The sequence below is a fragment of the Bradyrhizobium mercantei genome, from assembly GCF_001982635.1.
Lineage (GTDB): Bacteria > Pseudomonadota > Alphaproteobacteria > Rhizobiales > Xanthobacteraceae > Bradyrhizobium > Bradyrhizobium mercantei.
The window spans coordinates 83,230-109,032 of sequence record NZ_MKFI01000006.1; the positions used below are offsets into that span (position 1 = coordinate 83,230).

The 25,803-nt window shown below is 65.2% G+C and carries 24 protein-coding genes; 8 read left to right on the forward strand and 16 right to left on the reverse strand.

Annotated features, from left to right (window positions below; genetic code table 11):
• Positions 1–62: 62 nt before the first annotated feature.
• Positions 63–359, reverse strand: a complete 297-nt coding sequence (locus BI327_RS27175; protein WP_076864370.1) for a hypothetical protein — start codon at positions 357–359, stop codon at positions 63–65.
• A gap of 2 nt (positions 360–361) precedes the next feature.
• Positions 362–1,756 (reverse strand): OmpA family protein, encoded by a 1,395-nt coding sequence (locus BI327_RS27180; protein WP_076864371.1) that lies wholly within the window; start codon positions 1,754–1,756, stop codon positions 362–364.
• A gap of 168 nt (positions 1,757–1,924) precedes the next feature.
• Here BI327_RS27180 and BI327_RS27185 point away from each other — a divergent pair, with 168 nt between their 5' ends.
• Positions 1,925–2,983 carry a polysaccharide deacetylase family protein gene (locus BI327_RS27185; RefSeq protein ID WP_076864372.1) on the forward strand — a complete coding sequence of 353 codons (1,059 nt, stop codon included), beginning with the start codon at positions 1,925–1,927 and terminating at the stop codon, positions 2,981–2,983.
• A gap of 29 nt (positions 2,984–3,012) precedes the next feature.
• On the opposite strand, the gene BI327_RS27190 is transcribed toward BI327_RS27185, so the two are convergent.
• Together BI327_RS27190 and BI327_RS27195 are read right to left on the reverse strand one after the other, a co-directional pair.
• Positions 3,013–3,738: a sulfite exporter TauE/SafE family protein gene (locus BI327_RS27190; RefSeq protein WP_076864373.1), complete on the reverse strand. Its 726-nt coding sequence runs from the start codon at positions 3,736–3,738 to the stop codon at positions 3,013–3,015.
• Positions 3,739–3,785: 47 nt separating this feature from the next.
• Positions 3,786–3,977 carry a hypothetical protein gene (locus BI327_RS27195; RefSeq protein ID WP_076864374.1) on the reverse strand — a complete coding sequence of 64 codons (192 nt, stop codon included), beginning with the start codon at positions 3,975–3,977 and terminating at the stop codon, positions 3,786–3,788.
• On the opposite strand from BI327_RS27195, the gene BI327_RS41905 reads away from it, so the two are divergent.
• On the forward strand, positions 3,970–4,164 hold the full coding sequence (locus BI327_RS41905) for a hypothetical protein (protein WP_143271702.1): 195 nt from the start codon (positions 3,970–3,972) through the stop codon (positions 4,162–4,164). The two genes, BI327_RS27195 and BI327_RS41905, sit on opposite strands and share 8 nt — an antisense overlap.
• A 251-nt stretch (positions 4,165–4,415) precedes the next feature.
• Complete coding sequence (locus BI327_RS27205) at positions 4,416–5,216, forward strand: SDR family NAD(P)-dependent oxidoreductase (protein WP_076864376.1); 801 nt, start codon at positions 4,416–4,418, stop codon at positions 5,214–5,216.
• Positions 5,217–5,551: 335 nt separating this feature from the next.
• On the opposite strand, the gene boxB is transcribed toward BI327_RS27205, so the two are convergent.
• From boxB to BI327_RS27225, 4 genes are all read right to left on the reverse strand, one after another.
• Positions 5,552–7,003, reverse strand: coding sequence for a benzoyl-CoA 2,3-epoxidase subunit BoxB (gene boxB, locus BI327_RS27210; protein ID WP_076864377.1), 1,452 nt, complete (start codon positions 7,001–7,003; stop codon positions 5,552–5,554).
• Between the two features lie 12 nt (positions 7,004–7,015).
• Positions 7,016–8,704, reverse strand: coding sequence for a 2,3-epoxybenzoyl-CoA dihydrolase (boxC, locus tag BI327_RS27215; protein ID WP_076864378.1), 1,689 nt, complete (start codon positions 8,702–8,704; stop codon positions 7,016–7,018).
• Between the two features lie 282 nt (positions 8,705–8,986).
• Positions 8,987–9,793 carry an alpha/beta fold hydrolase gene (locus BI327_RS27220; RefSeq protein ID WP_076864379.1) on the reverse strand — a complete coding sequence of 269 codons (807 nt, stop codon included), beginning with the start codon at positions 9,791–9,793 and terminating at the stop codon, positions 8,987–8,989.
• A 300-nt stretch (positions 9,794–10,093) separates the two neighbouring features.
• Complete coding sequence (locus BI327_RS27225) at positions 10,094–11,635, reverse strand: benzoate-CoA ligase family protein (protein ID WP_076864380.1); 1,542 nt, start codon at positions 11,633–11,635, stop codon at positions 10,094–10,096.
• 165 nt (positions 11,636–11,800) lie between these two features.
• Between BI327_RS27225 and BI327_RS27230 the strand changes: the two genes are divergently transcribed.
• Entirely contained in the window at positions 11,801–12,709 is a 909-nt protein-coding gene (locus BI327_RS27230) for a helix-turn-helix transcriptional regulator (RefSeq protein WP_076864381.1), read from the forward strand.
• 131 nt (positions 12,710–12,840) lie between these two features.
• On the opposite strand, the gene BI327_RS27235 is transcribed toward BI327_RS27230, so the two are convergent.
• The gene (locus tag BI327_RS27235) at positions 12,841–13,626 is read right to left on the reverse strand and encodes an IclR family transcriptional regulator domain-containing protein (protein ID WP_076864382.1); all 786 of its coding nucleotides are present in this window, start codon (positions 13,624–13,626) and stop codon (positions 12,841–12,843) included.
• 110 nt (positions 13,627–13,736) lie between these two features.
• Here BI327_RS27235 and BI327_RS27240 point away from each other — a divergent pair, with 110 nt between their 5' ends.
• Positions 13,737–15,095 carry an aromatic ring-hydroxylating dioxygenase subunit alpha gene (locus tag BI327_RS27240; protein WP_076864383.1) on the forward strand — a complete coding sequence of 453 codons (1,359 nt, stop codon included), beginning with the start codon at positions 13,737–13,739 and terminating at the stop codon, positions 15,093–15,095.
• A 159-nt stretch (positions 15,096–15,254) separates the two neighbouring features.
• Complete coding sequence (locus BI327_RS27245) at positions 15,255–16,691, forward strand: glutamine synthetase family protein (RefSeq protein WP_076864384.1); 1,437 nt, start codon at positions 15,255–15,257, stop codon at positions 16,689–16,691.
• Between the two features lie 381 nt (positions 16,692–17,072).
• Here BI327_RS27245 and BI327_RS27250 read toward each other — a convergent pair whose 3' ends face one another.
• From BI327_RS27250 to BI327_RS27270, 5 genes are all read right to left on the reverse strand, one after another.
• Positions 17,073–17,801 carry an ABC transporter ATP-binding protein gene (locus tag BI327_RS27250; RefSeq protein WP_076864385.1) on the reverse strand — a complete coding sequence of 243 codons (729 nt, stop codon included), beginning with the start codon at positions 17,799–17,801 and terminating at the stop codon, positions 17,073–17,075.
• The gene (locus tag BI327_RS27255) at positions 17,794–18,561 is read right to left on the reverse strand and encodes an ABC transporter ATP-binding protein (protein WP_076864386.1); all 768 of its coding nucleotides are present in this window, start codon (positions 18,559–18,561) and stop codon (positions 17,794–17,796) included. The genes BI327_RS27250 and BI327_RS27255 overlap by 8 nt, the downstream gene beginning before the upstream one ends.
• Complete coding sequence (locus tag BI327_RS27260; protein ID WP_076864387.1) at positions 18,554–19,501, reverse strand: branched-chain amino acid ABC transporter permease; 948 nt, start codon at positions 19,499–19,501, stop codon at positions 18,554–18,556. The genes BI327_RS27255 and BI327_RS27260 overlap by 8 nt, the downstream gene beginning before the upstream one ends.
• Positions 19,498–20,415, reverse strand: coding sequence for a branched-chain amino acid ABC transporter permease (locus BI327_RS27265; RefSeq protein ID WP_076864388.1), 918 nt, complete (start codon positions 20,413–20,415; stop codon positions 19,498–19,500). Before BI327_RS27265 ends, BI327_RS27260 begins: the two co-directional genes overlap by 4 nt.
• A 226-nt stretch (positions 20,416–20,641) precedes the next feature.
• Positions 20,642–21,814, reverse strand: a complete 1,173-nt coding sequence (locus BI327_RS27270) for an ABC transporter substrate-binding protein (protein WP_076864389.1) — start codon at positions 21,812–21,814, stop codon at positions 20,642–20,644.
• A 382-nt stretch (positions 21,815–22,196) separates the two neighbouring features.
• Here BI327_RS27270 and BI327_RS27275 point away from each other — a divergent pair, with 382 nt between their 5' ends.
• Complete coding sequence (locus BI327_RS27275; protein WP_076864390.1) at positions 22,197–22,751, forward strand: hypothetical protein; 555 nt, start codon at positions 22,197–22,199, stop codon at positions 22,749–22,751.
• 136 nt (positions 22,752–22,887) lie between these two features.
• Here the strand turns inward: BI327_RS27275 and BI327_RS27280 are convergent, their stop codons facing one another.
• Positions 22,888–23,784 (reverse strand): sigma-70 family RNA polymerase sigma factor, encoded by an 897-nt coding sequence (locus BI327_RS27280; protein ID WP_076864391.1) that lies wholly within the window; start codon positions 23,782–23,784, stop codon positions 22,888–22,890.
• Between the two features lie 20 nt (positions 23,785–23,804).
• Entirely contained in the window at positions 23,805–24,113 is a 309-nt protein-coding gene (locus BI327_RS27285) for a hypothetical protein (RefSeq protein WP_076864392.1), read from the reverse strand.
• A gap of 181 nt (positions 24,114–24,294) precedes the next feature.
• Between BI327_RS27285 and BI327_RS27290 the strand changes: the two genes are divergently transcribed.
• The gene (locus BI327_RS27290; RefSeq protein ID WP_076864393.1) at positions 24,295–25,701 is read left to right on the forward strand and encodes an MFS transporter; all 1,407 of its coding nucleotides are present in this window, start codon (positions 24,295–24,297) and stop codon (positions 25,699–25,701) included.
• The last annotated feature ends 102 nt before the right edge of the window (positions 25,702–25,803 follow it).

Genomic DNA, 25,803 nt, shown 5'->3' on the forward strand with positions numbered 1-25,803 from the left:
GCATGCGGCGCGCGCCACGCGTGGCGGCGCCGCACCGGTCCAATGATCAAGGGTTTAGGGGATCAGCTCGCGGGCTTGCTGCGCGAAACCACCCAGTCGCGCAGCCAGGAGCCGATCGCGCATCCGACGAGATAGAGCGCGAACATCACCAGGAACAGATCGAGCCAGTAGCCGAAGCGGCCGGGCACGATCCGCGCGAACGACGCGGCCACCAGCGCGGCGGCGAGCACCGCCAGCCAGATCATCCAGACGCGCGAGAGGGCCTGCGCCCGATGCACCACCGATATCCAGCCCATGCCAAAGCCGAGCAGCGCGGCACCGAGCAGCCAACCCCAGAAGAATGTCGCGAGCACGGTCATCGCTACTTCACCACGAATTCGATGCGGCGGTTCTGCGCCTTGCCGTCTTCACTCTCGTTGCCGGCGAGCGGCTGCGTGCTGCCATAGCCGATCGGCGTGAAGCGGTTGGCCGGCAGGCCGGCGCGCACGAGGTAATCGACCACGGCCTGCGCGCGACGCTCCGACAATGCCTGGTTGGCCGCTTCCTCACCGTCGCTGTCGGTATGGCCGGCGACCTCGATCGTCGCATTGGGGCAGCGCATCGCGGTCTCGATCAGCCGGTCGAGCAGACCCGCGGAGTCGGGAACGATGTCGGCCTTGCCCGTGTCGAAGCGGATCTTGGCCTTCGACAGGATCTCGGAGAACAGCTGCTGGCACACGGTGGGATCGACCGGTGCCGCCGCCGGCTTCACGGTGACCTCGGCCTTGTACTGCCAGCCCTGCGGAAAGTCCTTGCCGAGCCCGTCGCGGATCTGGCCGGCGGCGGCGTCATAGAGCGCATCGCCGGACAGCTTCACCTCGCGGTCCGACACCACGAGCGTTCCGGTCGACAGCCGCGACAGCGCGCCGAGCGCCGGCACCACCGCGGCCGCGAAGCCTGACGGCGCGCCGAGGCTGGCCTTGAGATTATCGACCACCTTCTCGCTGAAGAACTTGCGGCCGGCGGCGGCGACCAGCGCGGCATGCACGTTGTTGTCGGGCACGTAGCCGGTCAGCGTCAGCGTCACCGCGACCGGATCCTTGTAGGCCTGGAACACGTAAGGCGGCGCCTTGATGTCGTTGGCGGCGACCGAATAGCCTTCCGGCAGATTCTTCAGCGCCGCCGCGACCGCTTCGCGTCCGCCAAGCTCGCGTGCCATGCCGGCGAGATTGACCTTGTTGTCGGTCAGCGTGATCTTGCCGTCCTTCAGCTTGCCGATCTGGTCGAGCAGCAACAGCGCCGCCGCGTCGAACCGCTGCGGCGCGCCGCGGGCGAGCGCCATCTGATCGACCACCTCGACGCCGCCGAGAGCGGCCTTCGCGGCCTCGGTCAGCTTGCTCTTGCTCGCCGGCAGCGGCGCATTGCCGCCGAGCGTGACGCGCACCACGTCGCGTTCGGCGGACCAGACAAACGGCTTGGCTTCGGGAACAAGGCGGGTCTCGTCGTTGACCAGCCGCACGCCCGGCACGGCCTCGACCGACGCCACCGCGCTGAGACGCCCGTCTTCGGAGAAGGCGTTGGCCGCGAACGTGACGTCGCGGCCGTCGACGCTGATGCGACGCTTGTCGAGCACGGTGTCCTTGAGTGCGGCATTAGAACGCGCGGCAAGGTCCGCTTCGACCGTTGCCGTCGAGCTCCAGGCCGCGATACCCCACAGCACGACCAGTGGAATCACCCCCGGCCACCACTTGCTACTCCACTTGAAAAGTCCGTGCATTCAGCGTCCTGCGGGTCGGGAACCAGAGAGAAAACAAACCCTTGGCTGACTGTCAAACCCCAAATCAAGCGCCATGGCGGGGGCGCCATGTCGGACCGGGATAACAGTTTCTTCAGTGGTCTTTCGCTAAGTTTGCGGCGGAATGCAAATCGGCCGGCCCGCGCCCTCATGAAACAACTCCGCAACACCGTGATCCGTGCCGGGATGGAGGCGCTGTATTTCTCGGGTGCGCATATCCTGCTGCGGCCGATCTTCGCCGGCGTCGGCGCCATCTTCATGCTGCACCACGTCCGCCCGCGGCGCAGCGACGCGTTCCAGCCCAACCATCATCTCGAGGTCACGCCGGACTTCCTGCGCGCGATGCTGACGCATCTGCGCGCGCTCGACGTCGACGTCGTCACCATGGACGAGGCGCATCGCCGTCTCACCGAACGGAATTTCGCGCGGCGCTTCGCCTGCTTCACCTGCGACGACGGCTATCGCGACAACCGCGATTTCGCGCTGCCCGTCATGCGCGAGTTCAACGCACCGTTCACCGTCTTTGTCGCGAGCGACTTCGCCGAGGGCTGCGGCAAATTGTGGTGGATCGCGCTGGAGCGGGTGATCGCGGCAGCGTCCGCGATCGAGGTGCCGATCGACGGCACCATGACGCGGATCGACACCGCGACGCCGCAGGCCAAGCGCGCTGCGTTCGGCCGCATGCACGACTGGCTGCGTTCGTTGCCGGGCGAGCAGGAGATGCAGGCCGCGATCTCCGAGCTGTGCGTCCGCCATGGCGTCGACGAGAGCGGCATCGCGCGCGAGCTCTGCATGTCATGGGACGAGCTGCGCGGCTTTGCCGACGACCCGCTGGTCACCATCGGCGCGCATACCATCAGCCACTGCAATCTGGCCAAGCAGAGCGAGACCATCGCATCGTTCGAGCTCGCAACCAGCCGGGCGCGGATCGAGGATGCGCTGCAGCGGCCGGCGCTGCATCTCGCCTATCCCTATGGCGACCGCATCGCCGCCGGGCAGCGCGAATTCGCGCTCGCCAAATCGATCGGCTTCCGGACCGCGGTGACGACGCGGCCCGGCATGCTGTTTCCGGAAAGCGCCGACCACCTGACCGCGTTGCAGCGGGTCTCGCTGAACGGCAATTACCAGGACGCGCGCCTGCTGCCGGTTCTGACCTCCGGCGCCGCCACCGCGGTGTGGAACGGCTTCCGCCGCATCGACGCGGCGTGATCGAGCTTTCCGTAGCCCGGATAGAGACTCTACGCCAATAGCAACAGCCCCGACACCAGCAACAGGCCGAGGATCACCCGCCTGAAGTTGGCCTCGTTGATGTTGCGGAACGCGAAGATGCCAAGCCACGAGCCGGCGAGCAGCGCCGGAGCACCGAGGACGACGTCGTAGGCGACCTTCATCGAGAGGTCGCGATGCAGCAGCATCATCACGAGCGCCGAGATCTGCATCGCCGCGATGAAGGGTTGCACCAGGCCGCGCTGCTGTTGTTTCGGCACGCCATGGATATCGCACCAGATGGTCGGCAGCGCGCCGGGCATCGCGGTCAATCCGCCGATCAGGCCGCCGCCAAACCCGACAAGCGCGTTGCGCCCCTCGGGCAAGCGGCGGTAGCCGATCGCGGGCCTGAACAGCATGTAGCCGGCATACAGCGCGACCATGATGCCGAAGCCTTCGCGAAAGGTCCGGCTATCGGTGTTGTGCAACAGCCAAAGCGCAAGCGGCACCCCGATCAGCCCGCCTGCTATCAGCGACAGGCTCTGCCTCCACTGGATGTTGTGCCGAAGCGCCCACAGATTGGCCCCCTGCACGCCGACGCTGCAGGCCATCATCAGCGGCACCGCCTCGGTCGGCGGCATCGCATGCAACAGGATCGCGCCGGCGATTGCCGAAAACGCAAAGCCGGCAAGGCCGGACACGAAGGCGCCGCAAAACACTGCGGCGCTGAGCACGAGGAATGACGTCACGTCGGCCACGAATGGACCTCCGTTGATGGCAGGGATGATGGATGAACCGGAGAACGCTAGTCGGTGTGAACCGCCCTCGCCTCCTGTGGCGCGGCCGCATCGGCCGAGGCCGCCGGCATCAGCAATGTTGCAGTGAGGAGGTGCAGCACAAGAAATCCGAGTGCGATGGCAATCAACAACGTGGTCTCGCCGATCTCAGGGAGACGGATGATCGATTTGCGCGTCGCCGACCGTTCACCGATGGACATTACCGCCCTCCGGATTGATGCGGTGCCGATCGGCACGATCGATCAGATGCTGATATTGCTTCAGGACGCGGCGCGTCTGGAGCCGCCGCGTGGAATGCATTGCGCCGAGGATGGCCGCGAAAAGTCCCTTCCGCCGTCGTCCAAAATGAATGAGGGTGACAGGCATCACGCCGGTCACCGGCAATGAAATGTGCTTCATTACTGGAACTCCTTGATCCGGAATTCCACCCCACGCGCATGATGCGTCAAATCGGCTGACCTGCTTGTGCACTGCATCACATCTCAAGAAAGCTTGATCGGGTAGATGCGCGCGCCCTGCGGGCAAACAGATCAGAACAACGCCGGAGATTGATCGCGCATCGGGTTCGCCCGTCCCGCTGGTTCCTTGACTAGCTCCGTCAACACGGCCAGAACGCTTGCCATAGCCAAGGAGGCAACATGTTCAAGGATCTGTTTTCACTGAAGGGCCGCGTCGCAGTGGTGACCGGGGGATCGCGCGGCATCGGCAAGATGATCGCGGCCGGCTTCCTCGCGCAGGGCGCCGCCAGGGTCTACATCACCGCGCGCAAGGCTGGTCCCTGCGAGGCCACCGCCCAGGAGCTTTCCGCCGCCTATGACGGCGAATGCATCGCGCTGCCGATCGACATCTCGACCGTCGAGGGCTGCGACAAGCTCGCGAGCGAAATCATCAAGCGCGAGCCGAAGCTCGACATCCTCGTCAACAATGCCGGCGCGGCATGGGGCGCGGACTTCGACGAATTCCCGGAGAGCGGCTGGGACAAGGTGATGAACCTCAACGTCAAGTCGATCTTCTTCCTGACCAAGGCGCTGGCCAAGCCGCTGCGCGCGGCGGCGAGCCACGACAAGCCGGGCAAGGTCATCAACATCGCCTCGATCGACGGCATCTTCGTCAATCCGATGGAGACTTATTCCTATGCCGCGAGCAAGGCCGCGGTGATCCACCTGACGCGCCGGATGGCGACGCGCCTGATCAAGGACAACATCAACGTCACCGCGATCGCGCCCGGCGCCTTCAAGTCGGACATGAACCGGGCCGCGCGCGACCACGCGGATGAAGTCGCCCAACGCGTTCCGTCGCGGCGGGTCGGCAGCGACGAGGACATGGCGGGCACCGCGATCTATCTCGCCTCCCGCGCCGGCGACTATGTCGTGGGCAACACCATCGCGGTCGACGGCGGCGTGGTCTACGCGACCGCGGGACTGGAGATCGCGGGGTAGCACGGTATCGAGGCGATCGACCTTCGCGGCCATTCCTACCGCTGTCATGCCCCGGCTAGACCGGGGCATCCAGTACGCCGCGGCCTCTCAATCCTGCCCAGCGGTCTCTGGAATACTGGATCACCCGCTTTCGCGCGGGTGATGACGGAATGAGCGCGCGATACAGAAAGAAAAGGGGCGAGCCAGGACCTTGTTCGGCTCACCCCTCTTCGGCCCCTCCGGGAGGAGAGGAACTGTCGGGTCATGATGCGATCCGCATCATGGCCCGATTTATTGTTTGAGCATGATCTCTTCGGAAAACCGCTTCACACTTTTCCGGATCATGCTCGTGAGGATCAGCTCTCGATCCTCACATATTCGAAATCGCCGGGCTTGTTGTCGATGCCGACCTTCGGCGCCGAAATCCAGGAGGCGAACTCGCCGGGCTCGGTCACCGGCTTCATCAGCGAGGCGATGAAGTCGCCGTCCGCGGTCGACGGCAGCCAGTCGTTCTTGCGCTGCGCCCAGGTGGCGTCGTCGATCAGGAGGCCATCGGGCGTCGCGTGGACGTCCTTGAACTCGCCGATCTGGCGATGGAACGCGGTGTTCGGCACCGTGAGCTTGTAGTCGATGCCCGCGGTCGAGATCACCTTGTTCCAGCGCAGCATGCCCTTGACGCAATCCTGCGTGTAGTCGTCGCGCAGCCGCATGTTGAGCGCGGTCAGCGCCGGCTCGTCGACCAGCTTGATCTGGCCGTCCACCAGCTTCATGACCGGATAGGTCGAGCTCTTGAGCTGGTGGTCGTCCTCGATCGTGGTTTCCTTGTAGCGGCCCTTGATGCCGGCGTTGAAGGCGTTGGCCGCATTGGTCGACACTTCCGAGCCGAACAGATCGAGCGACAGCGAATAGTGCAGGTTCAGCTTCTTCTGGATGGTCGGCAGGTCGATCACGCCGAGCGCGCGGATTTTCGCGATGTCGTTCGGATCGGTGATGCCGGCGTCCTTCATCGCATCGCAGGTGCGCTGCACGACGCGGGTGATGCCGGTTTCCCCAACGAACATGTGGTGGGCTTCCTCGGTCAGCATGAAGCGGCAGGTGCGCGACAGCGGATCGAAGCCCGACTGCGCCAGCGAATGCAGCTGCATCTTGCCGTCGCGATCGGTGAAGTAGGTGAACATGAAGAACGACAGCCAGTCCGGCGTCGCCTCGTTGAAGGCGCCGAGCATGCGCGGAGAATCCGCATCGCCCGAGCGGCGGCGCAACAAATCGTCCGCCTCCTCGCGGCCGTCGCGGCCGAAATACTTCTGCAACAGGTAGACCATTGCCCAGAGATGGCGGCCTTCCTCGACATTGACCTGGAACAAATTGCGCATGTCGTAGAGCGACGGCGCGGTCTTGCCGAGATGGCGCTGCTGCTCGACCGAGGCGGGTTCGGTGTCACCCTGGATCACGATCAGGCGGCGCAGCATCGCGCGATGCTCGCCGGGGACTTCCTGCCAGGCCGGCTTGCCGTAGTCCTCGCCGAACGGAATGACGCGATTTTCCTCCTGGGGAGCAAGGAGAATGCCCCAGCGATATTCGGGCATCCGCACGTAGTCGAACTTGGCCCAGCCGCGCGGATCGACCGAATAGGCGGTGCGCAGATAGACCAGTGACTCCTGGAAGCCGTCCGGGCCCATGTCCTTCCACCAGTCCATGTAGCCGGGATGCCAGCCCTCCAGCGCCTTCAGCACCTGGCGGTCTTCGGCGAGATTCACATTGTTCGGAATCTTGGTCGAGTAATCGACGTTCATGATGTTCATGTTCATGGCCGTGCTCCCTTAAACTCGCGTCATGTCGAATTGCGCCTTCTGGCCGGTGCCGTAGCGGCGCAGCGCGCCGTCTTCACCGACCGCGTTCGGCCGCTGGAAGATCCAGTTCTGCCACGCGGTGAGGCGCGAGAAGATCTTCGATTCCATGGTCTCCGGACCGACGAAGCGCAGATTGGCTTCCATGCCGGTGAGGCCGTCGGGGGAGAACGAGGTGCGTTCCTCGAAGAACACGCGGACCTCGTCATCCCAGTCGATGTCGTCGAGCGCGAAGGTGACGAGGCCGAGCTCCTCGGCCTCCTCGGCGTCGAGCGCCTTGCCGATCGAGCCCTGCGCGCGCTCCAGATCAACCGGATCGGCCTGGAAGCGCGACTGCAAGCGCGTCAGGCCATGGCTCATCGGATAGGGCCCGAAATTCATYGCGGTCAGCTCGATCGCCGGCGGCGGACGGTTGTCGCCCTGCTTCTGGCCGATCAGCATGTAGGAGCGGTCGGCGGCGAACACGAGTTCGGCCAAGGTGCCGACGAAGCAGGAGCCCGGCTCGACCAGCGTCACCAGCGTGCGCGAGGTGACGTCGATGCGCTTGAGCACGCGCTTCCAGTAATGCCTGACCTCGTTGACCAGCCAGTGTGCCTTGTTGGCCTCCATGAACGCGTCATGGGACACCACATTGGCGCGGTCGCCATGGCTCTTGAACACCAGCATCGCGATCTCGAGCTCGTTGATGCGCAGATGCAGGATCGCGTCGTCGAGCTCGCGGGCGACCTGCAGCGGCCAGAACGAAGCGCCCTGCGCAATCATGCCGTCGATGTCCGCCGGCGCGGTGGTTTCCGGCGCCTTGATCGAGATAGTGGCGATGCGCGCCGCGCGATCGATGTCGACGCTGACGAAGCCGTAGCGGATCGCGCTGTCGTCGATGGTGCGCTTCAGCTGCGTCAGCGCGAGGCCCTTGCCTGTGCCGTTGCGCTTCGATTTGGCGGCGAATTCCTTGACGCGCTCGGCAAGCTTGCCCTCGAGCTTGGAGTTCGGCGCGATCTCGTCGACCAGGCGCCAGGACACGGCGCGCTTACCCTTGATGCCTTCCTCGATGGTGCAGAAGAAATCGGCATGGTCGCGGCGCACCTTGCGCTTGTCCACGACGCGGGTCAGGCCACCGGTGCCCGGCAGCACCGCGAGCAGCGGCACTTCCGGCAGCGCGACGGCGGCGGCGCCGTCATCGGCCATCATGATGTGATCAGTCGCGAGCGCCAGCTCATAGCCGCCGCCCGCCGCGGTGCCGTTGACGACGGTGATGAAGCTCTGGCCGGAATTCTCGCTGGAATCCTCCAGGCCGTTGCGGGTCTCGTTGGTGAACTTGCAGAAGTTGACCTTGTGGGCGTGGGTCGACCCCGCCAGCATGCGGATGTTGGCGCCGGCGCAGAACACCCGGTTCTTGCCCGAGCGCATCACCACGACCTTGACCTCGGGATGCTCGAAGCGCAGCCGCTGCACGGCATCCGCCAGCTCGATGTCGACGCCGAGGTCGTAGGAGTTGAGCTTGAGCTGATAGCCCTCGAACAGGCCGGCGTTCTCGTCGACGTCCATGGTCAGCGTCGCGACGTCGCCGGCGACGTCGAGCTTCCAGTGCCGGTAGCGCGACGGCTCGGTCTGGAAGTCGATGTACTTCGCCCCGTTTGCAAGGACGCGATCGTCACCAGCCATGGGCCACCCTTACCTGTTGTTCGTTTGAAGGTTCGTCTTGTCTTCATGCACAATAATGCATGTTTTCGATCTAGTCCAGTTCAAAACGCAAAAACATGCATTTTGTTTCATGTTCGGAAAAATCGTTCGTTGGGCCAATGGCCTAGATGGACGCACGGGCACCTCCATCCACGTCATTGCGAGGAGCGACAGCGACGAAGCAATCCATTGTTCCGCATACGCGGGGCGATGGATTGCTTCGCTTCGCTCGCAATGACGGGGATGGATGCATTTGCAGACCCTTTACGCCGCCAGGGCCGGGTCGTCGCGCAGCGCCGCCTTGGCGAATTCGGTGACCGCTTCGAGCGTCACCGCGGCGGCCTCGCGATGCGGCGAATGGCCGGCGCCCGCGATGGCAGCGACATCGACCGGGCAGTAGCACTCGCCCTCGGCGATCTCGACCTGCCGCATCGTGCCGTATTGGTCGTCCGCGCCCTGCACGATCAGCACGGGCACGCGGATGTAAGCGAGATACTCGGAGATATCCCAGTCGCGGAATGCCGGATCGAGCCAGGCGCCGTTCCAGCCATAGAAGGCGTTGTCGACGTCCTTGTGCCAGCGCGCGAGCTTCTCCTTCAGGTTGGTGGTCTCATACGCCGTCTTGATCTCGGCAATCGACTGCACCGAGATGTCCTCGACGATGAAATGCGGCGCGAGCAGCGCAAGGCCGTGCAGGCGATGATCCTGATGCGCGCCGGCATAGATCGCCGCGATCGACGCGCCGTCGGAATGGCCGAGCAAGAGGCCGCGGCGAAAACCGATCCGGTCGAGCAGCTTCGGCAGCACGTCGAGCGCCTCGCGATGCATGTAGTCGACCGGACGCGGCAACTTCACCGGCGACGACGCGCCATAACCGCTACGCGAATAGGCGAACACGCCGGCGCCGGTCGCCGCCTGCAGCTTCTCGGGGAAATCGCCCCACAGCCCGGCGCAGCCGAGACCTTCATGCAGCATCACGATGGTCGGCGCGGTCTCGGGTGATGGACCGATCATGCGGTATTCGAGATCGGCACCGTCGATGGTGAGGAAGCCGGTCGGGGAAAGGATCATGTGAAGCTCCGTTCTCTCAACATGCGAGCGACGCAACAACGGCTCTCTCATTCCCTCCCCCCTTGCGGGGGAGGGGCAGGGAGAGGGGTGCCGCTTGCTCCGCTGCACGACGAAGGATGACAACAGCGCAGCGCTGTCCGATGACGTTTTGAGAGTTGTTGATGCGGCAGCGCTTGATCTCAGGCGTCGGCGCCCGGGGCTTACCCCTCTCCCCACCTCTCCCCCGCAAGGGGGGAGGGAGCCTGTCCAGGGCACTCACCTCACGGAAACGCCTACGCACACAGCTACTCACTGGACGCCTCAGTGCTTTGCGCCTTCACCATCGCGCAACTTGAACCGCTGGATCTTTCCCGTCGCCGTCTTCGGCAGATTGTCGACGACGTCGATCCAGCGCGGATATTTCCACGGGCCGATCTTCTGCTTGACGTGTTCCTTCAGCGCCTCGTGCAGGCCTGAGGCTGAGTTGCCGGGCCGCAGCACCACATAGGCCTTCGGCTTGAGCAGGCCTTCCGGATCGGCTTCCGGCACGACGGCGGCTTCCAGCACCGCGGGATGGGTGATCAGCGCGCTCTCGACCTCGAACGGCGAGACCCAGATGCCCGACACCTTGAACATGTCGTCGGCGCGGCCGCAGAAGGTGTAACGGCCGTCGGCATCGCGGGTGTATTTGTCGCCGGTGCGGGTCCAGGCTCCCTCGAAGGTGGCGCGGCTCTTGGCGCGCTGATTCCAGTAGCTCTCGCCGGCCGAGGGCGCATCGACCAGCAGCTCGCCGACCTCGCCGTCGGCGACATCGGCGCCAGCCTCGTTGACCAGCCGCACCTTGTAGCCGGGCACCGGACGGCCGGACGAACCGTACTTGATGTCGCCCGGCGCGTTCGACAGGAAGATGTGCAACAGCTCGGTCGAGCCGACGCCGTCGAGAATGTCGACGCCGAACCGCGCGCGCCAGGCATTGCCGACCGATTCCGGCAGCGCCTCGCCGGCAGAGGTGCAGACCCGCAGGCGGTTGCCGCCGGACTGCGCCTTGGTCGCCTCGTCGTTCAGCATTGCCGCGAACAGCGTCGGTACGCCGAAGAAGATGCTGGGGTGATATCTGTTCATCAGCGCGAACATCACCGCCGGCGTCGGACGCTCCGAATTGAGCACCGTGGTGGCGCCGACCGACATCGGGAAGGTCAAGGCGTTGCCAAGTCCATAGGCGAAGAACAGCTTTGCCGCCGACAGGCCGACATCGTCCTCGCGGATGCCGAGCACCTGCTTGGCGTAGGTCTCCGCGGTCGCAGCGAGATTGGAATGCAGATGGCGCACGCCCTTCGGCATGCCGGTCGAGCCCGACGAATAGAGCCAGAACGCCGGCTCGTCGGCATGCGTCGGCGCGGTCGCGAACACGTCGCTCTCGCGCGCGATCTCATCCGACAGCTTCTTGTTGCCGTACGCATCCTTGCCGGAGACCACGACATGTTCGAGGTCGGGCATCCGCGCGATCACGTCCTTCACGACCGGCAGCAGCGCCTCGGAGACGAACAGCACGCGGGCGCGGCAATCGCCGAGGATGTAGGCGTATTGCTCTGACGTCAGCAGCGTGTTGAGCGGCACCGGCACCACGCCGGCACGGATCGCGCCCAGGAACACGATCGGGAAATCGACCGTATCCAGCATGATCATGGCGACCCGCTCTTCGCGGCGGACGCCGAGCCGACGCAGCATGTTGCCGAGGCGCCGGGTCTGCTGCTGCAACTGGCCATAGGTGATTTGCGACACCGTGTCGTCGAACACGACCTTGTCGCCGCGGCCCTCATCGACGTTGCGGTCGAGCAGCCAGGAGACTGCGTTATAAGTCATGCCCCGCTCCTCGGACCCAGACGCCCCACGCTTCCCTCTCCTGTGAATTTAAGAATTATAATTCATACAAAGCCACCAGCTTGGCTTGCTGTCAATCCTTATCGGCACTATGTTTCCTAAACTCTTGGGCCCGATTCAGTCAGGCCCGCGCGTCGTACGGGGATCATGACCGCAGCCAACGATCCGGAAACCGACTTCCTCGAACAGCTCGGCCAGCGCGTGCGCACGATGCGCGCCCTGCGCGGCATGTCGCGCAAGGTGCTCGCCAAGGTCTCCGGCATTTCCGAACGCTACATCGCCCAGCTCGAAAGCGGCAAAGGCAATGTCTCGATCGTGCTGCTGCGCCGTGTCGCAGCCGCGATGGGCGCGCATCTTGAGGACCTGATCCCCTCCAGCGAGCCGGTCCCGGACTGGGCCGTGATCCGCGATCTCCTGCGCAAGGCCTCGCCCAACCAGATCGCGCAGGCCAAGGACATGCTGGCCGGCAGCAGCCCGCTGGCGCCGCGCCGCGCCTCCTTCTCCGGCATTGCGCTGATCGGCCTGCGCGGCGCCGGCAAGACCACGCTCGGGCGCATGCTGGCGAAGAAGATCGGCTGGAGTTTTGTCGAGCTCAACAAGGAGATCGAGGCGCAGAACGGCCTCTCGGTCGCCGAGATCATCGCGCTGTACGGCCAGGAAGGCTTCCGCCGCATGGAGCAGGCCGCGCTGACGCAGCTCTTGGCGCGTAAGGAATTGATGGTGCTGGCGACCGGCGGCGGCATCGTCTCGGAGGCGCTGACCTTCGACCTGATCCTGTCGTCGTTCTACACGATCTGGCTGAAGGCCGAGCCGGAAGAGCACATGGCCCGCGTTCGCCGCCAGGGGGACCTGCGGCCGATGGCCGACGACCGCTCGGCGATGGCCGAATTGCGCAACATCCTGGTCAGCCGCGAGCCGCTGTACGCCCGCGCATCGGCGGTGGTCGATACTGCCGGGCTCTCGGTCGATGCCGCCGCCGCGCGGCTGATCGATTCCGTGCGGCCGGTGCTGCAGAACGAGGCGCGGAGCTTCGGGCTACGCAGCGTGGCGCTTTAGCCTTCGGCGCAAGCTATCTCCGTCATTGGGAGCGAAGCGAAGCAATCCATCCTTCCGCGTGTCCGGATGCATGGATTGCTTCGTCGCTTCGCTCCTCGCAATGACGAAATCCGTGACGGCGATGGGGGCCCTCACAACAACCGGCTCTTCACGTCCTCCGCCCCCTCGCGCAGCAGCGGCAGGAAGCGATCGATCAATTCCCTGGCCGGCACCCGATCGACATGTGCGCCCATGTTGATGGCGGCGACGATGGTGCCGTCATAGCGGTGCACCGGCACCGAGATCGAACGGAAATGCGGTTCGGCCTCGCGGTCGACCAGTGAATAGCCCTGCGCGCGATCGGCGATGATGGTGGCGAGCAGTTTCTTCGGATCGGTGACCGTCTGCGGCGTCACCGGTTCGCGGCGCATCGCCTTCAGCCGCGGGGCCAGTTCGGCATCGTCGAGCCGGCCGAGCATCGCGCGGCCGACCGAGGTGCAGAACGCCGGCAGCCGGTAACCGATATCGAGACCGGCGGAGAACACCCGCGTCGGGCTCGAGCGCGCGACGAACACGACGTCGTCGCCGTCGAGCAGCGCGAGCGAAGCAATCTCCTGCGCTGCGGTCGCGATGCGATCGAGCACCGGCTGCAACACGGTCACCACCTGGTTGGATTGCAGGAACGAGCCCGCCAAGGTCAGCACATGCGGCGTCAGCGTGAACAGCTTGCCGTCGGTTGAGACGAAGCCGCCATGCGCGAGCGTGAAGAGGATGCGGCGCGCGGTGGCGCGCGGCAGGTCGGCGGCGCGCGCCAGGTCGCTCAGCGTCGCCGGACCGGTGACGGTGCCGAACACCTGCAACAGGCGCAGGCCGCGATCGAGCGCCTCGACGAAGTCGGTGGCACGTTCGTCCTGATCGGTCCGTTTCAGCTTGGGCATGGGTTAGGCTTTGAACGGTTCAAAAATTGCGCTTGCTGTCCCGACCAGACATGGCATAATTCGCACATTCGTTCAATAGGCGAACAAATCCAAATCCGGGAGACGCCGCCATGATGAGCCAGGAAGCGAACGATCTGATCACCCGCACCGGCCGCAAGGATCCCTGCGGCAAGCTGATGCGGAGTTACTGGCAGCCGGCGGCGCTGGTCGAGGAGCTGGAGGGACCGCGCCCGGTCCGGCCGGTGCGCCTGCTCGGCGAAAACCTGGTGCTGTTCCGCGGCGAGGACGGAAGCTACGGCCTGATCGATCGCCATTGCGCGCATCGCGGCGCCGACCTCGCCTTCGGCCGGCTCGAGAATGGCGGACTGCGCTGCGCCTTCCACGGCTGGCTGTTCGACGCGTCAGGTCAGTGCATCGAGACGCCGGCCGAGCCTACCGGCTCGCAGCTCTGCAAGGGCATCAAGCAGCGCTCCTATCCGGTGGTCGAGAAGAGCGGCATCCTGTGGGCCTATCTCGGCGAAGGCGCCCCGCCGGCGTTTCCGGAGCTCGACTGTTTCGTCGCGCCCGGAAGCCATACGTTTGCGTTCAAGGGCCACATGAACTGCAACTGGTTGCAGGCGCTCGAGGTCGGCATCGACCCGGCGCACGCCTCCTTCCTGCATCGCTTCTTCGAGGACGAGGACACCTCGGCGGCCTACGGCAAGCAATTCCGCGGCGCCTCGGCCGGCAGCGACATGCCGATGACGAAAATCCTGCGCGAATATGATCGGCCGATCATCAATGTCGAGCACACCGAATACGGCCTGCGCCTGATCGCGCTGCGCCAGCTCGATGACACCAGCACCCATGTGCGGGTGACAAATCAGCTGTTCCCGCACGGCTTCGTGATCCCGATGTCGACCGAGATGACGATCACGCAGTGGCACGTGCCGGTCGATGACGAGAACTGCTACTGGTACGCGATCTTCACCAGCTACGCCGCGCCGGTCGACAAGCAGAAGATGCGCGACCAGCGGCTCGAGCTCTATACGCTGCCCGACTACAAGTCGCGCAAGAACCGCAGCAACGATTACGGCTTCGATCCGCACGAGCAGGCGACCGAGACCTATACCGGCATGGGCACCGACATCAACGTCCATGACCAGTGGGCGGTGGAATCGATGGGCGCGATCCAGGACCGCACCAACGAGCATCTCGGCCAGAGCGACAAGGCGATCGTGCAGTATCGCCGCCTGCTGCGGCAGGAGATCGAGAAGGTCGGCGGCGGCGAGAAGCCGATGCTGTTCCTCGATGAAGCCTCCGCGCGCAGCATCCAGGGCCCGGCGACGATGGACGGCATCGGGCCGACGCTGGGCTGGGAGCTCTACTGGATGGAAGTCGACGTCAAGCGCCGCCGCGGCGCACCGTGGGCCGCGCCCGTGCCGCGCGAGATCGCGGGGAAGGTGCAGCATCTGACGGCGGCGGAGTAGTATGTGTTCAACACCAGCCGTCATTGCGAGGAGCGCAGCGACGAAGCAATCCATGCTTCCGCGCATGCGGAACGATGGATTGCTTCGCGGAGCCTGTCATCCGGCGGCGCTTCGCGCCGACCGGGTGGCTCGCAATGACGCCTTTGGAGAGGTGACACCTTGAGCTTCGTCGAGCGTCACGGCCTGTGGTCGAATGAGCAGAAGGAGGCCGCAGCCCGCCTCCGCCGCATCGTCGAGGAGAAGAACCTCGAGGTCATCCGCCTCTCCTTCCCCGACCAGCACGGCATCCTGCGCGGCAAGACGCTGATCGCGTCCGAAGCCGTCCGCTCGCTGGAGAGCGGCTGCTCGATCACCACGACGATGCTCGCCAAGGACACCTCGCACAAGACGGTGTTTCCGGTGTTCACGTCGGGCGGCGGCTTCGGCATGAAGGAGATGGAGGGCGCGGCCGACGTGCTGATGGTCGCCGATCCCACCACGTTCCGCGTGCTGCCCTGGGCGCAAAACACCGGGTGGCTGCTGTGCGATCTCTATTTCAGCGACGGCCGGCCGGTGCCGTTCGCGACCCGCAACCTCTATCGCAAGGTGCTCGATCAGCTCGCAGGCCGCGGCTACGATTTCGTCGCCGGCCTCGAGGTCGAATTCCATTTGTTCAAGCTCGACGATGCGCACATGGCGCCGGAGGATGCCGGCCAGCCCGGCCGGCCGCCGTCGGTCAGCCTGCTGTCGCACGGCTATCAGTATCTCACCGAGCAGCGCTACGATCAGATGGAGCCGGCGCTCGAGATCATCCGCCGCGACATCATCGCGCTCGACCTGCCGTTGCGCACGGTCGAGGTCGAATTCGGCCCGAGCCAGTGCGAATTCACCTTCGCGCCGACGGTAGGCCTCGCGCCGGCCGACATCATGGTGCTGTTCCGCTCCGCAGTGAAGCAGATCGCGCACCGCCACGGCTATCACGCGACCTTCATGTGCCGGCCGAAACTGCCGAACGTGTTCGCGAGCGGCTGGCATCTGCACCAATCGGTGGTGTCGCGCGCGGGCGGCGAGAACGTCTTCATGGCCAAGGAGACCGGCGAGCCGCTCAGCCCGCTCGGCCGCGCCTGGCTCGCCGGCCTGATCGAGCACGCGCGGGCCTCGACCGTATTCACGACGCCGACCATCAACGGCTACAAGCGCTACCGCTCCTATTCGCTGGCGCCGGATCGCGCGATCTGGGGACGTGACAACCGCGGCGTCATGATCCGCGTGCTCGGCGGCGCAAACGATCCGGCAACCCGGCTGGAGAACCGGATCGGCGAGCCCGCCGCCAATCCCTATCTCTACATGGCTTCGCAAATTCTTTCCGGCCTCGACGGCGTCGACCGCAAGCTCGATCCCGGCCCGTCCGCCGACACGCCCTACGAGACCAAGGCGGCGCTGTTGCCGAAGTCGCTGCGCGAAGCGGTGTTCGCGCTTCAGGATGATCCGTTCTTCCGCGGGGCGATGGGGCCGGAGTTCGTCGACTACTACGTCTTCATCAAGAACGCGGAGATCGAGCGTTTCCAGGCCGAGGTCTCGGACTGGGAGCAGCGCGAATATTTCGAGATGTTTTGACTTTGTAATCCGTCATCCCCGCGGAAAGGCTTCGCCTTTGTCGCTGGAGGAGCGCGTCTTCGCGCGTCTCGAAGGGTGCACGGCCACCAGCCGGGCCGTCGACCCTTCGAGACGCGCTCCGCGCTCCTCAGGGTGACGGGTATCGGTTTGCGCGCGGCAGTCTGGCGGCGATCAGCTGCTGGGAGCACCGCGAATAGTTTGAGATGCTTTGATCCCGTAATCCGTCATCCCCGCGCAAAGGCTTCGCCTTTGTCGCCGGAGGTGCGAGCGGAGCGAGCCTCGAAGGATGCACGGCCACCAGCCGGGCCGTCGACCCTTCGAGACGCGCGAAGACGCGCTCCTCAGGGTGACGGGGATGGGTTCTGGCGCGTGGACCAGGCCTCAAATCCCCAGATACTTGTGCTGCAACTCTGGCTCGGCGAGCAGCTGCTCGCTGGTTCCGCTCCACACCGTCTTGCCGCGCTCGATGATGTAGTGGCGGTCGGCGATGCGGGCGAGGTTGCCGACGTTCTTGTCGATCACCAGCACCGACTGCCCGCGGCCCTTCAGCATCGACAGGCAGCTCCATATCTCGTCGCGGATCAGGGGCGCGAGGCCCTCGGTGGCCTCGTCGAGGATCAGGAGTTTCGGGTTGGTCATCAGCGCGCGGCCGATCGCGAGCATCTGCTGCTCGCCGCCGGACAGCGTGACGCCCATATTGCTGGTGCGTTCGGCGAGCCGCGGGAACAGCGCGTGGATCTTGTCGATGGTCCAGGGATCGGCGGCGCCGAGCCGATTGCCCGAGGCGGCGACGAGGTTTTCGCGCACCGTGAGGTTCGGAAAGATCTGGCGTCCCTCCGGCACCAGGCCGATGCCGAGTTTTGCAATTCTGTAGGACGGCAGGCCGCGCACCGCCTCGCCGGCGAAGCGGATGGCGCCTGATCGCGCCGGCGTCAGGCCCATGATCGATCGGATCGTCGTGGTCTTGCCCATGCCGTTGCGGCCCATCAGAGCGACCATCTCGCCCGATCTGATCTGCAACGACAGGCCGAACAGCACCTGACTCAGCCCGTAGCAGGTCTCGATGCCATCGACTTCGAGCAAGGTTTCAGCGGCCTTTGCTTCACTCATGGCGCGTCACCGCATGCTGTTCGCCGAGATAGGCGCGCTTGACCTCTTCATCCCCGCGGATCGCGTCCGGCACGCCGCAGGCGATGACGCGGCCATAGACCAGCACCGTGATGCGGTCGGCGAGCGCGAACACCGCCTCCATGTCGTGCTCGACCAGCACGATGGTCACTTCCTTGCGCAGCTCCTTCAGCAGCGCGACCATCCGCGCCGATTCAGTGACGCCGAGTCCGGCCATCGGCTCGTCCAGCAGCAGAAGCTGGGGCTTGGTCGCAAGCGCGACGGCGAGCTCGAGCTCGCGCTGCTCGCCATGGCTCAATTGCGAGACCACGATATCGGCGCGCTTGCCGAGGCCGACGCGCTCCAGCGCCGCGCGCGCGACCTCGCGCAGATGCCGCTCCTTGCGCGCATTGCCCCAGAAGCGGAACGAGTGGCCGTCATGCGCCTGTGCCGCGAGCGCGACATTGTCGATCGCGGAGAAGTCCTTCAGCAGCGAGGTGATCTGGAACGAGCGCGCCAACCCGAGCCTGGAGCGCCTGTAGGACGGCAGGCCCGTGACGTCGCGGCCGGCGAAGGTGATGGTGCCGGAATTCGGCATCACCTGCCCGGTGAGCTGGCTGATCAGCGTGGTCTTGCCGGCGCCGTTGGGGCCGATGATGGCGTGCAATTCGCCGGGCACCACCTCCATCGAGAGGTTGTCGGTCGCGGTGATGCCGCCGTAGCGGCGGACCAGATTGTCGACGCGGAGCAGAGGATCAGCCACGGCGCATCCTCCCGAGCAGGCCCATGATGCCGCCGCGTGCGAACAGCACGATCAGGAGCAACACCGGGCCGAGGATCAATCCCGAATATTCTGTGAACTGCGACAGCAACTCCTCGAGCAGCAGATACACGATCGCGCCGATCACGGGGCCGAACAGCGAGCCCATGCCGCCCAGGATCACCATCACCATGAGGTCGCCGGAACGGGTCCAGTACATCACCGCCGGGCTGACGAAATCGGTGTTGTTAGCCAGCAGCGCACCGGCCAGGCCGCAGATCGTGCCTGATATGACGAAGCAGACCAGGCGATAGCGGTTGGCATGGAAGCCGATCGCCTGCATGCGCTGCTCGTTGGAGCGGACGCCCTGCACCACGAGGCCGAAGCGCGAATTGACGATACGCCAGATCAGATAGAGGCCGCCGAACAGGCAGGCGAGGCAGAGGTAATAGAACTGGTTGCGATCCGACAGGTTGATCAAGCCGGCGAAATCGCTGCGCTTGTAGACGGTCAAGCCGTCGTCGCCGCCGTAGCGCGACAGCGCGGAGGCGACGTAATAGGCCATCTGCGCGAAGGCGAGCGTGATCATGATGAAGTAGACGCCGCGGGTGCGCAGGCTCAGCGCGCCGATCAGCAGCGCGAACAACGCCGAGACCACAAGCGCCACCGGCCACTGGATGAAGCCGGAGCCGATGCCCTCGGCGGCGAGGATGCCGACGGCATAGCCGCCGATGCCGAGATAGGCGGCGTGGCCGAAGCTCATCATGCCGCCATAGCCCATGATGAGGTTGAGGCTCGCGGCGGCCAGCGCAAAGATCACGATGCGGGTGAACAGCGTCAGGATGAAGATGTTGCCGGTCGCCGCCGAATAGACCGGCAGCAGAATGAGCGCGGCGCACATCAGCGCCGCGACCGCATTGGAGGCGTTGAGCTTGGGCTTCATCGTTTGGCCGCCGGGAACAGCCCCTCGGGCCGCAGCACAAGGATGATGGCCATCAGGAGGTAGATCAGCATCGAAGATAGCGCCGGCGCCGCGGTCGAGGCCGCCGCCCCGCTCAAGACCTTGCGCAACAAATCGGGCAGGAAGGCACGGCCCATCGTGTCGATGATGCCGACGAAGATCGCCGCCATGAAGACGCCGCGGATCGAGCCGATGCCGCCGATCACGATGATGACGAAGGCCAGGATCAGGATGTTCTCGCCCATGCCGATCTGCACGGTGAGGATCGGCGCCTGCATCAGCCCGGCGAGACCGGCGAGCGCGGCGCCCAGGCCGAACACCAGCGTGAACAGCAGCTTGATGTTGATGCCGAGCGCCCCGATCATCTCGCGATTGGAGGCGCCGGCACGGATCAGCATGCCGACGCGGGTGCGCATCACGACGAGATAGAGCAGCGCTGCGACCGCCAGCGCGACCACGATGATCATCAGCCGGTACGCCGGATAATACACGCCGGGAATGATCTGCACCGGGACGGTGAGCCAGGTCGGCAGCGGCAGCGCGAGGCCGGCCGGACCCCAGATCAGCCGCACGGCATCGTTGAAGAACAGGATCAGGCCGAAGGTTGCCAGCACCTGGTCGAGATGGTCGCGGCCGTAGAGATGCCTGAGCGCGACATATTCCAGTGCGATGCCGAGCAACAGCGTGGCGCCGAGCGCCAGCAGCGCGCCGAGCACGAAGCTGCCGGTCCAGGCCACGAAGGTCGCCGCGAAATAGGCGCCCATCATGTAGAGCGAGCCGTGCGCCAGATTGACGAAGTCCATGATGCCGAACACCAGCGTCAGTCCGGCCGCCAGCAGGAAGAGCAGGAGACCGAATTGCAGGCCGTTCAGCAGTTGTTCGACGACGAGATACATGGATCCATCATATCGGGCTGAAACAAAACAGCGGCAGCGCGCACGCGCCGCCGCCACGTGAACTCCCTCGCCCCGCTCTTCGCGGGGAGAGGGTTGGGGTGAGGGGCAGCGCCGCAGACCGGGTTTGTGGAGAGTCCCCCTCACCCGGCGCTACGCGCCGACCTCTCCCCGCACGCGGGGCGAGGTGAAACCGAAAGCAAGCTGCGCGCCAACACGGCGCAAACGATCACTTCATCGAACACTTGCCGTGGAATTTGTCCTGGTCGTCCTTGACGATGGTCGCGACCGTCTTCAGCGAGAGCTGGCCGTCGGCATCCTTGACCACGTCCTGCAGATAGAAATTCTGGATCGGGATGTGGTTGTTGCCGTACTTGAACGGGCCGCGCAGCGACTTGAAGTTGGCCTTCTCCATCTCCGCCTTCATCGCGTCCTTCTTGGTGAGGTCGCCCTTCACCGCGACGACGGCGCTGTTGATCAGCTGGGCGGCGTCATAGGCCTGGGCGCCGTAGTAGGTCGGGCGCAGGCCGGGATACTTCTTGCGGTAGTCTTCGACGAACTTCTTGTTCTCGGCGTTCGGCAGGTCGTTGACCCATTCCTGCGCGCCCGGAATGCCGATCGCGTTGTCCTTCTGCAGCGGCAGCGACAATTCGTCGATGGTGAAGGCGGTGTAGAGCGGGATCTGCGCCTTGATGCCGGCCTGGGCGTACTGGTTCAGGAACTGGACGCCGGCCGCACCCGGATAGAACACGAAGATCGACTCGGCCTTGGAATTGCGCGCCTTGGTCAGCTCGGCGGAGAAGTCGAGCTGGCTCGGCCACACCGTGTATTCCTCGCCGACCACCTCGCCCTTGAAGGTGCTCTTCACGCCCGCGAGCATGTCCTTGCCGGCGGCGTAGTTCGGGCCGATCAGGAACACCGACTTGACGCCCTTCTGGTTCATGTAGAGGCCCATCGCGGCGGGCGTCTGGTCGTTCTGCCAGGAGGTCGAGAAGACGTAAGGCGAGCACAGTTCGCCGGCGAGCTGCGACGGACCGGCATTGGCCGAGATCAGGAAGGTCTTGGAGTCGACCGCGGTCTTCAGCGACGCCAAGAGCACGTTCGACCAGATGTAGCCGACGATGAAATCGACCTTGTCGGACTGCACCAGCTTCTCGGTCTTCTGCTTGCCGACATCGGGCTTCTGCTGGTCGTCCTCGTAGATCACCTCGACCGGCTTGCCGTCGATCTTGCGGCCGAGATGGTCGAGCGCGAGCTCGAACGAATTGCGCATGTCGTTGCCGATCACGGCGGTCGGACCGCTGAAGGTCGAGACGAACCCGATCTTGACGCTGTCAGCCGCCATCGCGGGCTGCGCGAGCGCCAGAGCCATGGCGCCCGCCAGCCAAAATGCCTTTTTCATATTCACTCCCCTCCTCAACCAAAGATCCCGCCAGGCCCAATCGAGGCCCCGGGGTCACGCTTTCCGCGCGTCGTTCTGTGACGTGTTTTGTGCGCGATATCGCAAGTGTGCAGCAAGCATGAACCGACGGCACTCCATTAGAACCTTCGGCGCATACCCCAGCACCTTGCATCATAATTCGTCTAAATCGGCCATGGCAAGAAATATAATGCCGGTTGCGCAAGCAACGGATTGTCGCAGGGGCCGGGCCCGCGGGTGCCGCAATGCAGCAGGCTTTAGGCATTCGGTAAAGCGGCCGGAAACCACGCCAGGGCAAGACGTCCCGCCCTTCACGGTCTTGAAAGCATCGCCGGACGACGCTGATGCAAAAGGGGCGCGTCACATGTTGGGATTTCTGTTCGGCTTGAACGCCCGGATCGGCCGGCTGCATTATTTCCTCGCCTCGATTGCCCTTGGCGTCGTGGTGACGGTGATGTGCATGGGCATCGCGAGCCAGGCCTATCAAAAGCTCCGTTACGGCGCGCCGCTGACGCTCGAGCAACTGGGCTGGCCCGTGCTTGCAGTCGCCGGCATCTTCATCGTGGCCTCGTTCACGCTCCACTGCATGCGCATCCGCGACATCGGATGGGATCCGGTCGTGGTGGTGGGGGGCTGGATCGCATTCACGATCATCGACGGGCTGATCGCTCAGAAGTTTCCGGCGTGGGCGATCGGCAGCAGGCAACATGCAACCGTCGTCAGCGGCTTCGTCAATCTCGGCCTGTCGATTGTCCTGCTGTTCTGGCCGAGCGGTTATGCCGATGACGAACCGCCGGCGCAGCCGCGCGACACGGGCGGCGGATCGGACGGGTTCTTCGGCAGGACCAGCGCGCCGGCCGCTCCAACCAGCCGCATCGCGCGCGTCGCCAACGGCGAATTCGGCGGACGGACGCGGTAGCACCACCGTCGTCCCGGCGAAGGCCGGGACCCATACGCCGCAGCGGATGTTGTCGGCGGGACTCGCCGCACCAGCATCACGTAACGATTTGCATTTGGGGTGATGGGTCCCGGCCTTCGCCGGGACGACACTGAATTTACCCCCCATCCGCCGCCCATTCGGCGCCGTCGATCGCATAGGCGGCGTGGCGGAAATCCCTGATCGTGGCGACCTTGTCGGCCGACCAGTCGAGCAGCATGAACGATCGCGGCGGCGCGTCCAGAGCGTCCGGATCGAACACCAGGATCGCGGGACGTCCCTCGACCTGTCCGGTCACCAAATGCCAATCGTCGATCTTCGCATAATTGCCGAAGTAGCGTGACACCTCGGCCCGGCCATTCAGCCGCGTCCGGTTGACGAGTTCCAGCCTGATGTCGTCGGCGATCATGGCGCGAATGGCGTCGAAGTCGCGGGCGTTGAAGCGGCTGACATAGGCATTCAGCCTGTTGCGGTCGGCCGGCGACAGGCCGGGCCGCGGCGCATCGTCAGGCTCGCGGGCGAACGCGCGCAGTTGCGTGCGTCCACGGTGCAGCGCCGCCTTCACCGCGGGCAGGCTGAAATCCATGATGCCGCAGACCTCCTGCAAGGAGCAGCCGAGCACATCCATCAGGATCACGCTCGAGCGCTGCGCCACCGGCAGCCGCATGAAGGTGCGCAGGCTGCTTGCCGCGATCTCACGGCGACTGAAATCATCGAGCTCTCCGGCCATCATGTCCACCTCCTCCGGCGCGTGGAGCGCTTCCTGGCGGTTGCGCCGCCTGAGGAAATCGAGCGCGGTGTTGTGCGCGATCCGGAACAGCCAGGCGTCCGGGTTCTGGATCGGGGCGGCGGACGCGAAAGCCTCCACCGCCTTGATCAGCGCGTCCTGCAAAACATCCTCGCCGTCGATGACGGATCCGACCATGCGGGCGCAGTAGCGATGCAGCCTCGGCCGCATCGCCGCCAACAGCACGTCGACCTCGGTCGCGGCCGGCGCTTGGGGTGGTGACGTCATGATGGCTCCGCCAGATCGGTTCACGGCTCATCCAGCATACGATAATTACCGACAATCACAGCACTGCGAACCAGCGGCGGCTCGGCGCAGCGATCTCGKATGCCGTCCTGGAAGGCCTGGAACGCGGCAAGCTTCGGGATCGGGCTCGAGCCGTCGTCGGCCGCGGTCTCGACCATGTGGATGAAGGTGTCGTCCTCCAGCCGCAGGGTCATGTAGCGCACGCCATCCGGCGCGGCCGCCTTCAATTCGGCGAACACGGCCGCAACCAGCGCGGCATTCTTGTCCGCCAGTTCCGGCTTCGCCTTGTACCTGATCAGGGTCCGTCTCATCGCAATCTCCTTGGCCTGGTGCTGCGGCCCGAACCGGCCGCGTCAGACCCAAGGACGTTTCCGGGCTGCCAAAGGATGCGGTCCGGCAAAAATAATTTCCGGCCGCATCCTTTGCCCGTTCCGGTTCGTCTTGGCCTGCGAAGCGCGCCGCAACCCTGCGGTGCGCCAACGGAGAACGACCATGCAGACTCCCCGAGAGCGCGCCGAACAGCGCTGGGTGCTCGGCCTCACCGCACTGGCATCCTTCATGATGGCGCTGGACGCCATGATCATGACCACGGCCTTCGCCACCATCCGCGCCGATTTCGGCAGCCGGGTGGAGACGCTGCAATGGACCGTCAACGCCTTCAATCTCACCTTCGCGGTGCTGCTGTTGACCGGCGCTGCGCTCGGCGACCGCTTCGGGCGGCGCAGGATGTTCGCGGGCGGGATCGGCCTCTTCGTCGTGGCCTCCGCGGCCTGCGCGCTGGCCGGCAATGCCGCGGCCCTGATCGCCGCCCGCGCGCTGCAAGGCGCAGGCGCCGCGCTGGTGATGCCGCTGGCGATGGCGATCCTGAGCGGCGCGTTCGGCCGCGAGGAGCGCGCCCGCGCGCTCGGCATTTTCAGCGGCATCACCGGCTGCGCGCTGATCATCGGCCCCGCGATCGGCGGCTTCATCACCGAGCATCTCGGCTGGCGCTGGATCTTCTGGATCAACCTGCCGATCGGCCTTGTCGCGATCGCCCTCGTGCTGACGCGCCTGCGCGAGAGTTTTGGACCGTCAGCACCGCTCGACATCACCGGACTGATACTGGTCGCGCTCGCGGCCTTGGCTTTGGTCTGGGCCCTGTTGCGCGGCAACGGCGTCGGATGGGCCAGCGCCGAAGTCGCCGGCGCGCTGATCGCCGGCGGCGCGCTGGCGGTGCTGTTCGTACTGTGGGAGCTGCGTGCCACCAGCCCGATGGTGCCGATGCGGTTGTTCGCGGCCAGACCATTCGCGTCCGGCATGGCCGCAAGCGTGCTGTTCTATGCCGCGATGTACGGCGTGCTGTTCCTGCTGCCGCAGTTCCTGCAAATCGCGCTCGGCTTCGACGCCTTCGATGCCGGGCTGCGCCTGATCCCGTGGACGGCAACGCTGTTCGTCACGGCGCCGATCGCCGGCGCCGTCGTCAACCGGTTCGGCGAACGCACGCTTGTCGTCACCGGCCTCCTGATGCAGGCGATCGGGCTCGGCTGGATCAGCGAGATCGTGAGTCCGTCCGTGCCCTATTCCGCGCTGGTCGCGCCGCTGGTGCTTGCCGGCGTCGGCGTCTCGATGGCGATGCCGGCCGCACAGAACGCGGTGCTGAGCGCGGTTGCCGTCAGCGAGATGGGCAAGGCCTCGGGCATCTTCAACATGGGCCGTTTCCTCGGCGGCATGTTCGGCATCGCGGCGCTGGTCGCGAGCTTTTCCGCCAATGGCGCAGCCGATTCATCCGGACATTTCACCAGCGGCTTCGGCGCGGCGATGAGCCTTGCGGCAACGCTGTCATTCGCCGGCGCGGTCGCGGGACTGTTCCTGCCGATGCGGCAACGCGCGGTTGCAGCGGCCGCGCCACAGGATGCGTGAGGTTTTCAGCGATCGGGTTTTGCTATCGGGCGATCAAGCAATTCGTATTGGAACGAGGCCGCGAATGACTACATAATCAGACGACGAAGCCGTTCGAAACCG

Excerpts from the sequence above, each read along its gene's own strand:
- BI327_RS27220 (WP_076864379.1), bottom strand. The coding sequence starts at position 9,793 with ATGATCCTTTCCCCGACCGGCTTCCTCACCATCGACGGTGCCGATCTC.
- BI327_RS27265 (WP_076864388.1), bottom strand. The coding sequence starts at position 20,415 with ATGTATCTCGTCGTCGAACAACTGCTGAACGGCCTGCAATTCGGTCTC.
- BI327_RS27180 (WP_076864371.1), bottom strand. The coding sequence starts at position 1,756 with ATGCACGGACTTTTCAAGTGGAGTAGCAAGTGGTGGCCGGGGGTGATT.
- BI327_RS27280 (WP_076864391.1), bottom strand. The coding sequence starts at position 23,784 with ATGACGTCACCACCCCAAGCGCCGGCCGCGACCGAGGTCGACGTGCTG.
- BI327_RS27250 (WP_076864385.1), bottom strand. The coding sequence starts at position 17,801 with ATGAGTGAAGCAAAGGCCGCTGAAACCTTGCTCGAAGTCGATGGCATC.
- BI327_RS27225 (WP_076864380.1), bottom strand. The coding sequence starts at position 11,635 with ATGACTTATAACGCAGTCTCCTGGCTGCTCGACCGCAACGTCGATGAG.
- BI327_RS27260 (WP_076864387.1), bottom strand. The coding sequence starts at position 19,501 with ATGAAGCCCAAGCTCAACGCCTCCAATGCGGTCGCGGCGCTGATGTGC.
- BI327_RS27290 (WP_076864393.1), top strand. The coding sequence starts at position 24,295 with ATGCAGACTCCCCGAGAGCGCGCCGAACAGCGCTGGGTGCTCGGCCTC.
- BI327_RS27185 (WP_076864372.1), top strand. The coding sequence starts at position 1,925 with ATGAAACAACTCCGCAACACCGTGATCCGTGCCGGGATGGAGGCGCTG.
- BI327_RS27235 (WP_076864382.1), bottom strand. The coding sequence starts at position 13,626 with ATGCCCAAGCTGAAACGGACCGATCAGGACGAACGTGCCACCGACTTC.
- BI327_RS27240 (WP_076864383.1), top strand. The coding sequence starts at position 13,737 with ATGATGAGCCAGGAAGCGAACGATCTGATCACCCGCACCGGCCGCAAG.
- BI327_RS27230 (WP_076864381.1), top strand. The coding sequence starts at position 11,801 with ATGACCGCAGCCAACGATCCGGAAACCGACTTCCTCGAACAGCTCGGC.
- BI327_RS27195 (WP_076864374.1), bottom strand. The coding sequence starts at position 3,977 with ATGTCCATCGGTGAACGGTCGGCGACGCGCAAATCGATCATCCGTCTC.
- BI327_RS27175 (WP_076864370.1), bottom strand. The coding sequence starts at position 359 with ATGACCGTGCTCGCGACATTCTTCTGGGGTTGGCTGCTCGGTGCCGCG.
- BI327_RS27205 (WP_076864376.1), top strand. The coding sequence starts at position 4,416 with ATGTTCAAGGATCTGTTTTCACTGAAGGGCCGCGTCGCAGTGGTGACC.
- BI327_RS27270 (WP_076864389.1), bottom strand. The coding sequence starts at position 21,814 with ATGAAAAAGGCATTTTGGCTGGCGGGCGCCATGGCTCTGGCGCTCGCG.
- BI327_RS27275 (WP_076864390.1), top strand. The coding sequence starts at position 22,197 with ATGTTGGGATTTCTGTTCGGCTTGAACGCCCGGATCGGCCGGCTGCAT.
- BI327_RS41905 (WP_143271702.1), top strand. The coding sequence starts at position 3,970 with ATGGACATTACCGCCCTCCGGATTGATGCGGTGCCGATCGGCACGATC.
- boxB (WP_076864377.1), bottom strand. The coding sequence starts at position 7,003 with ATGAACATGAACATCATGAACGTCGATTACTCGACCAAGATTCCGAAC.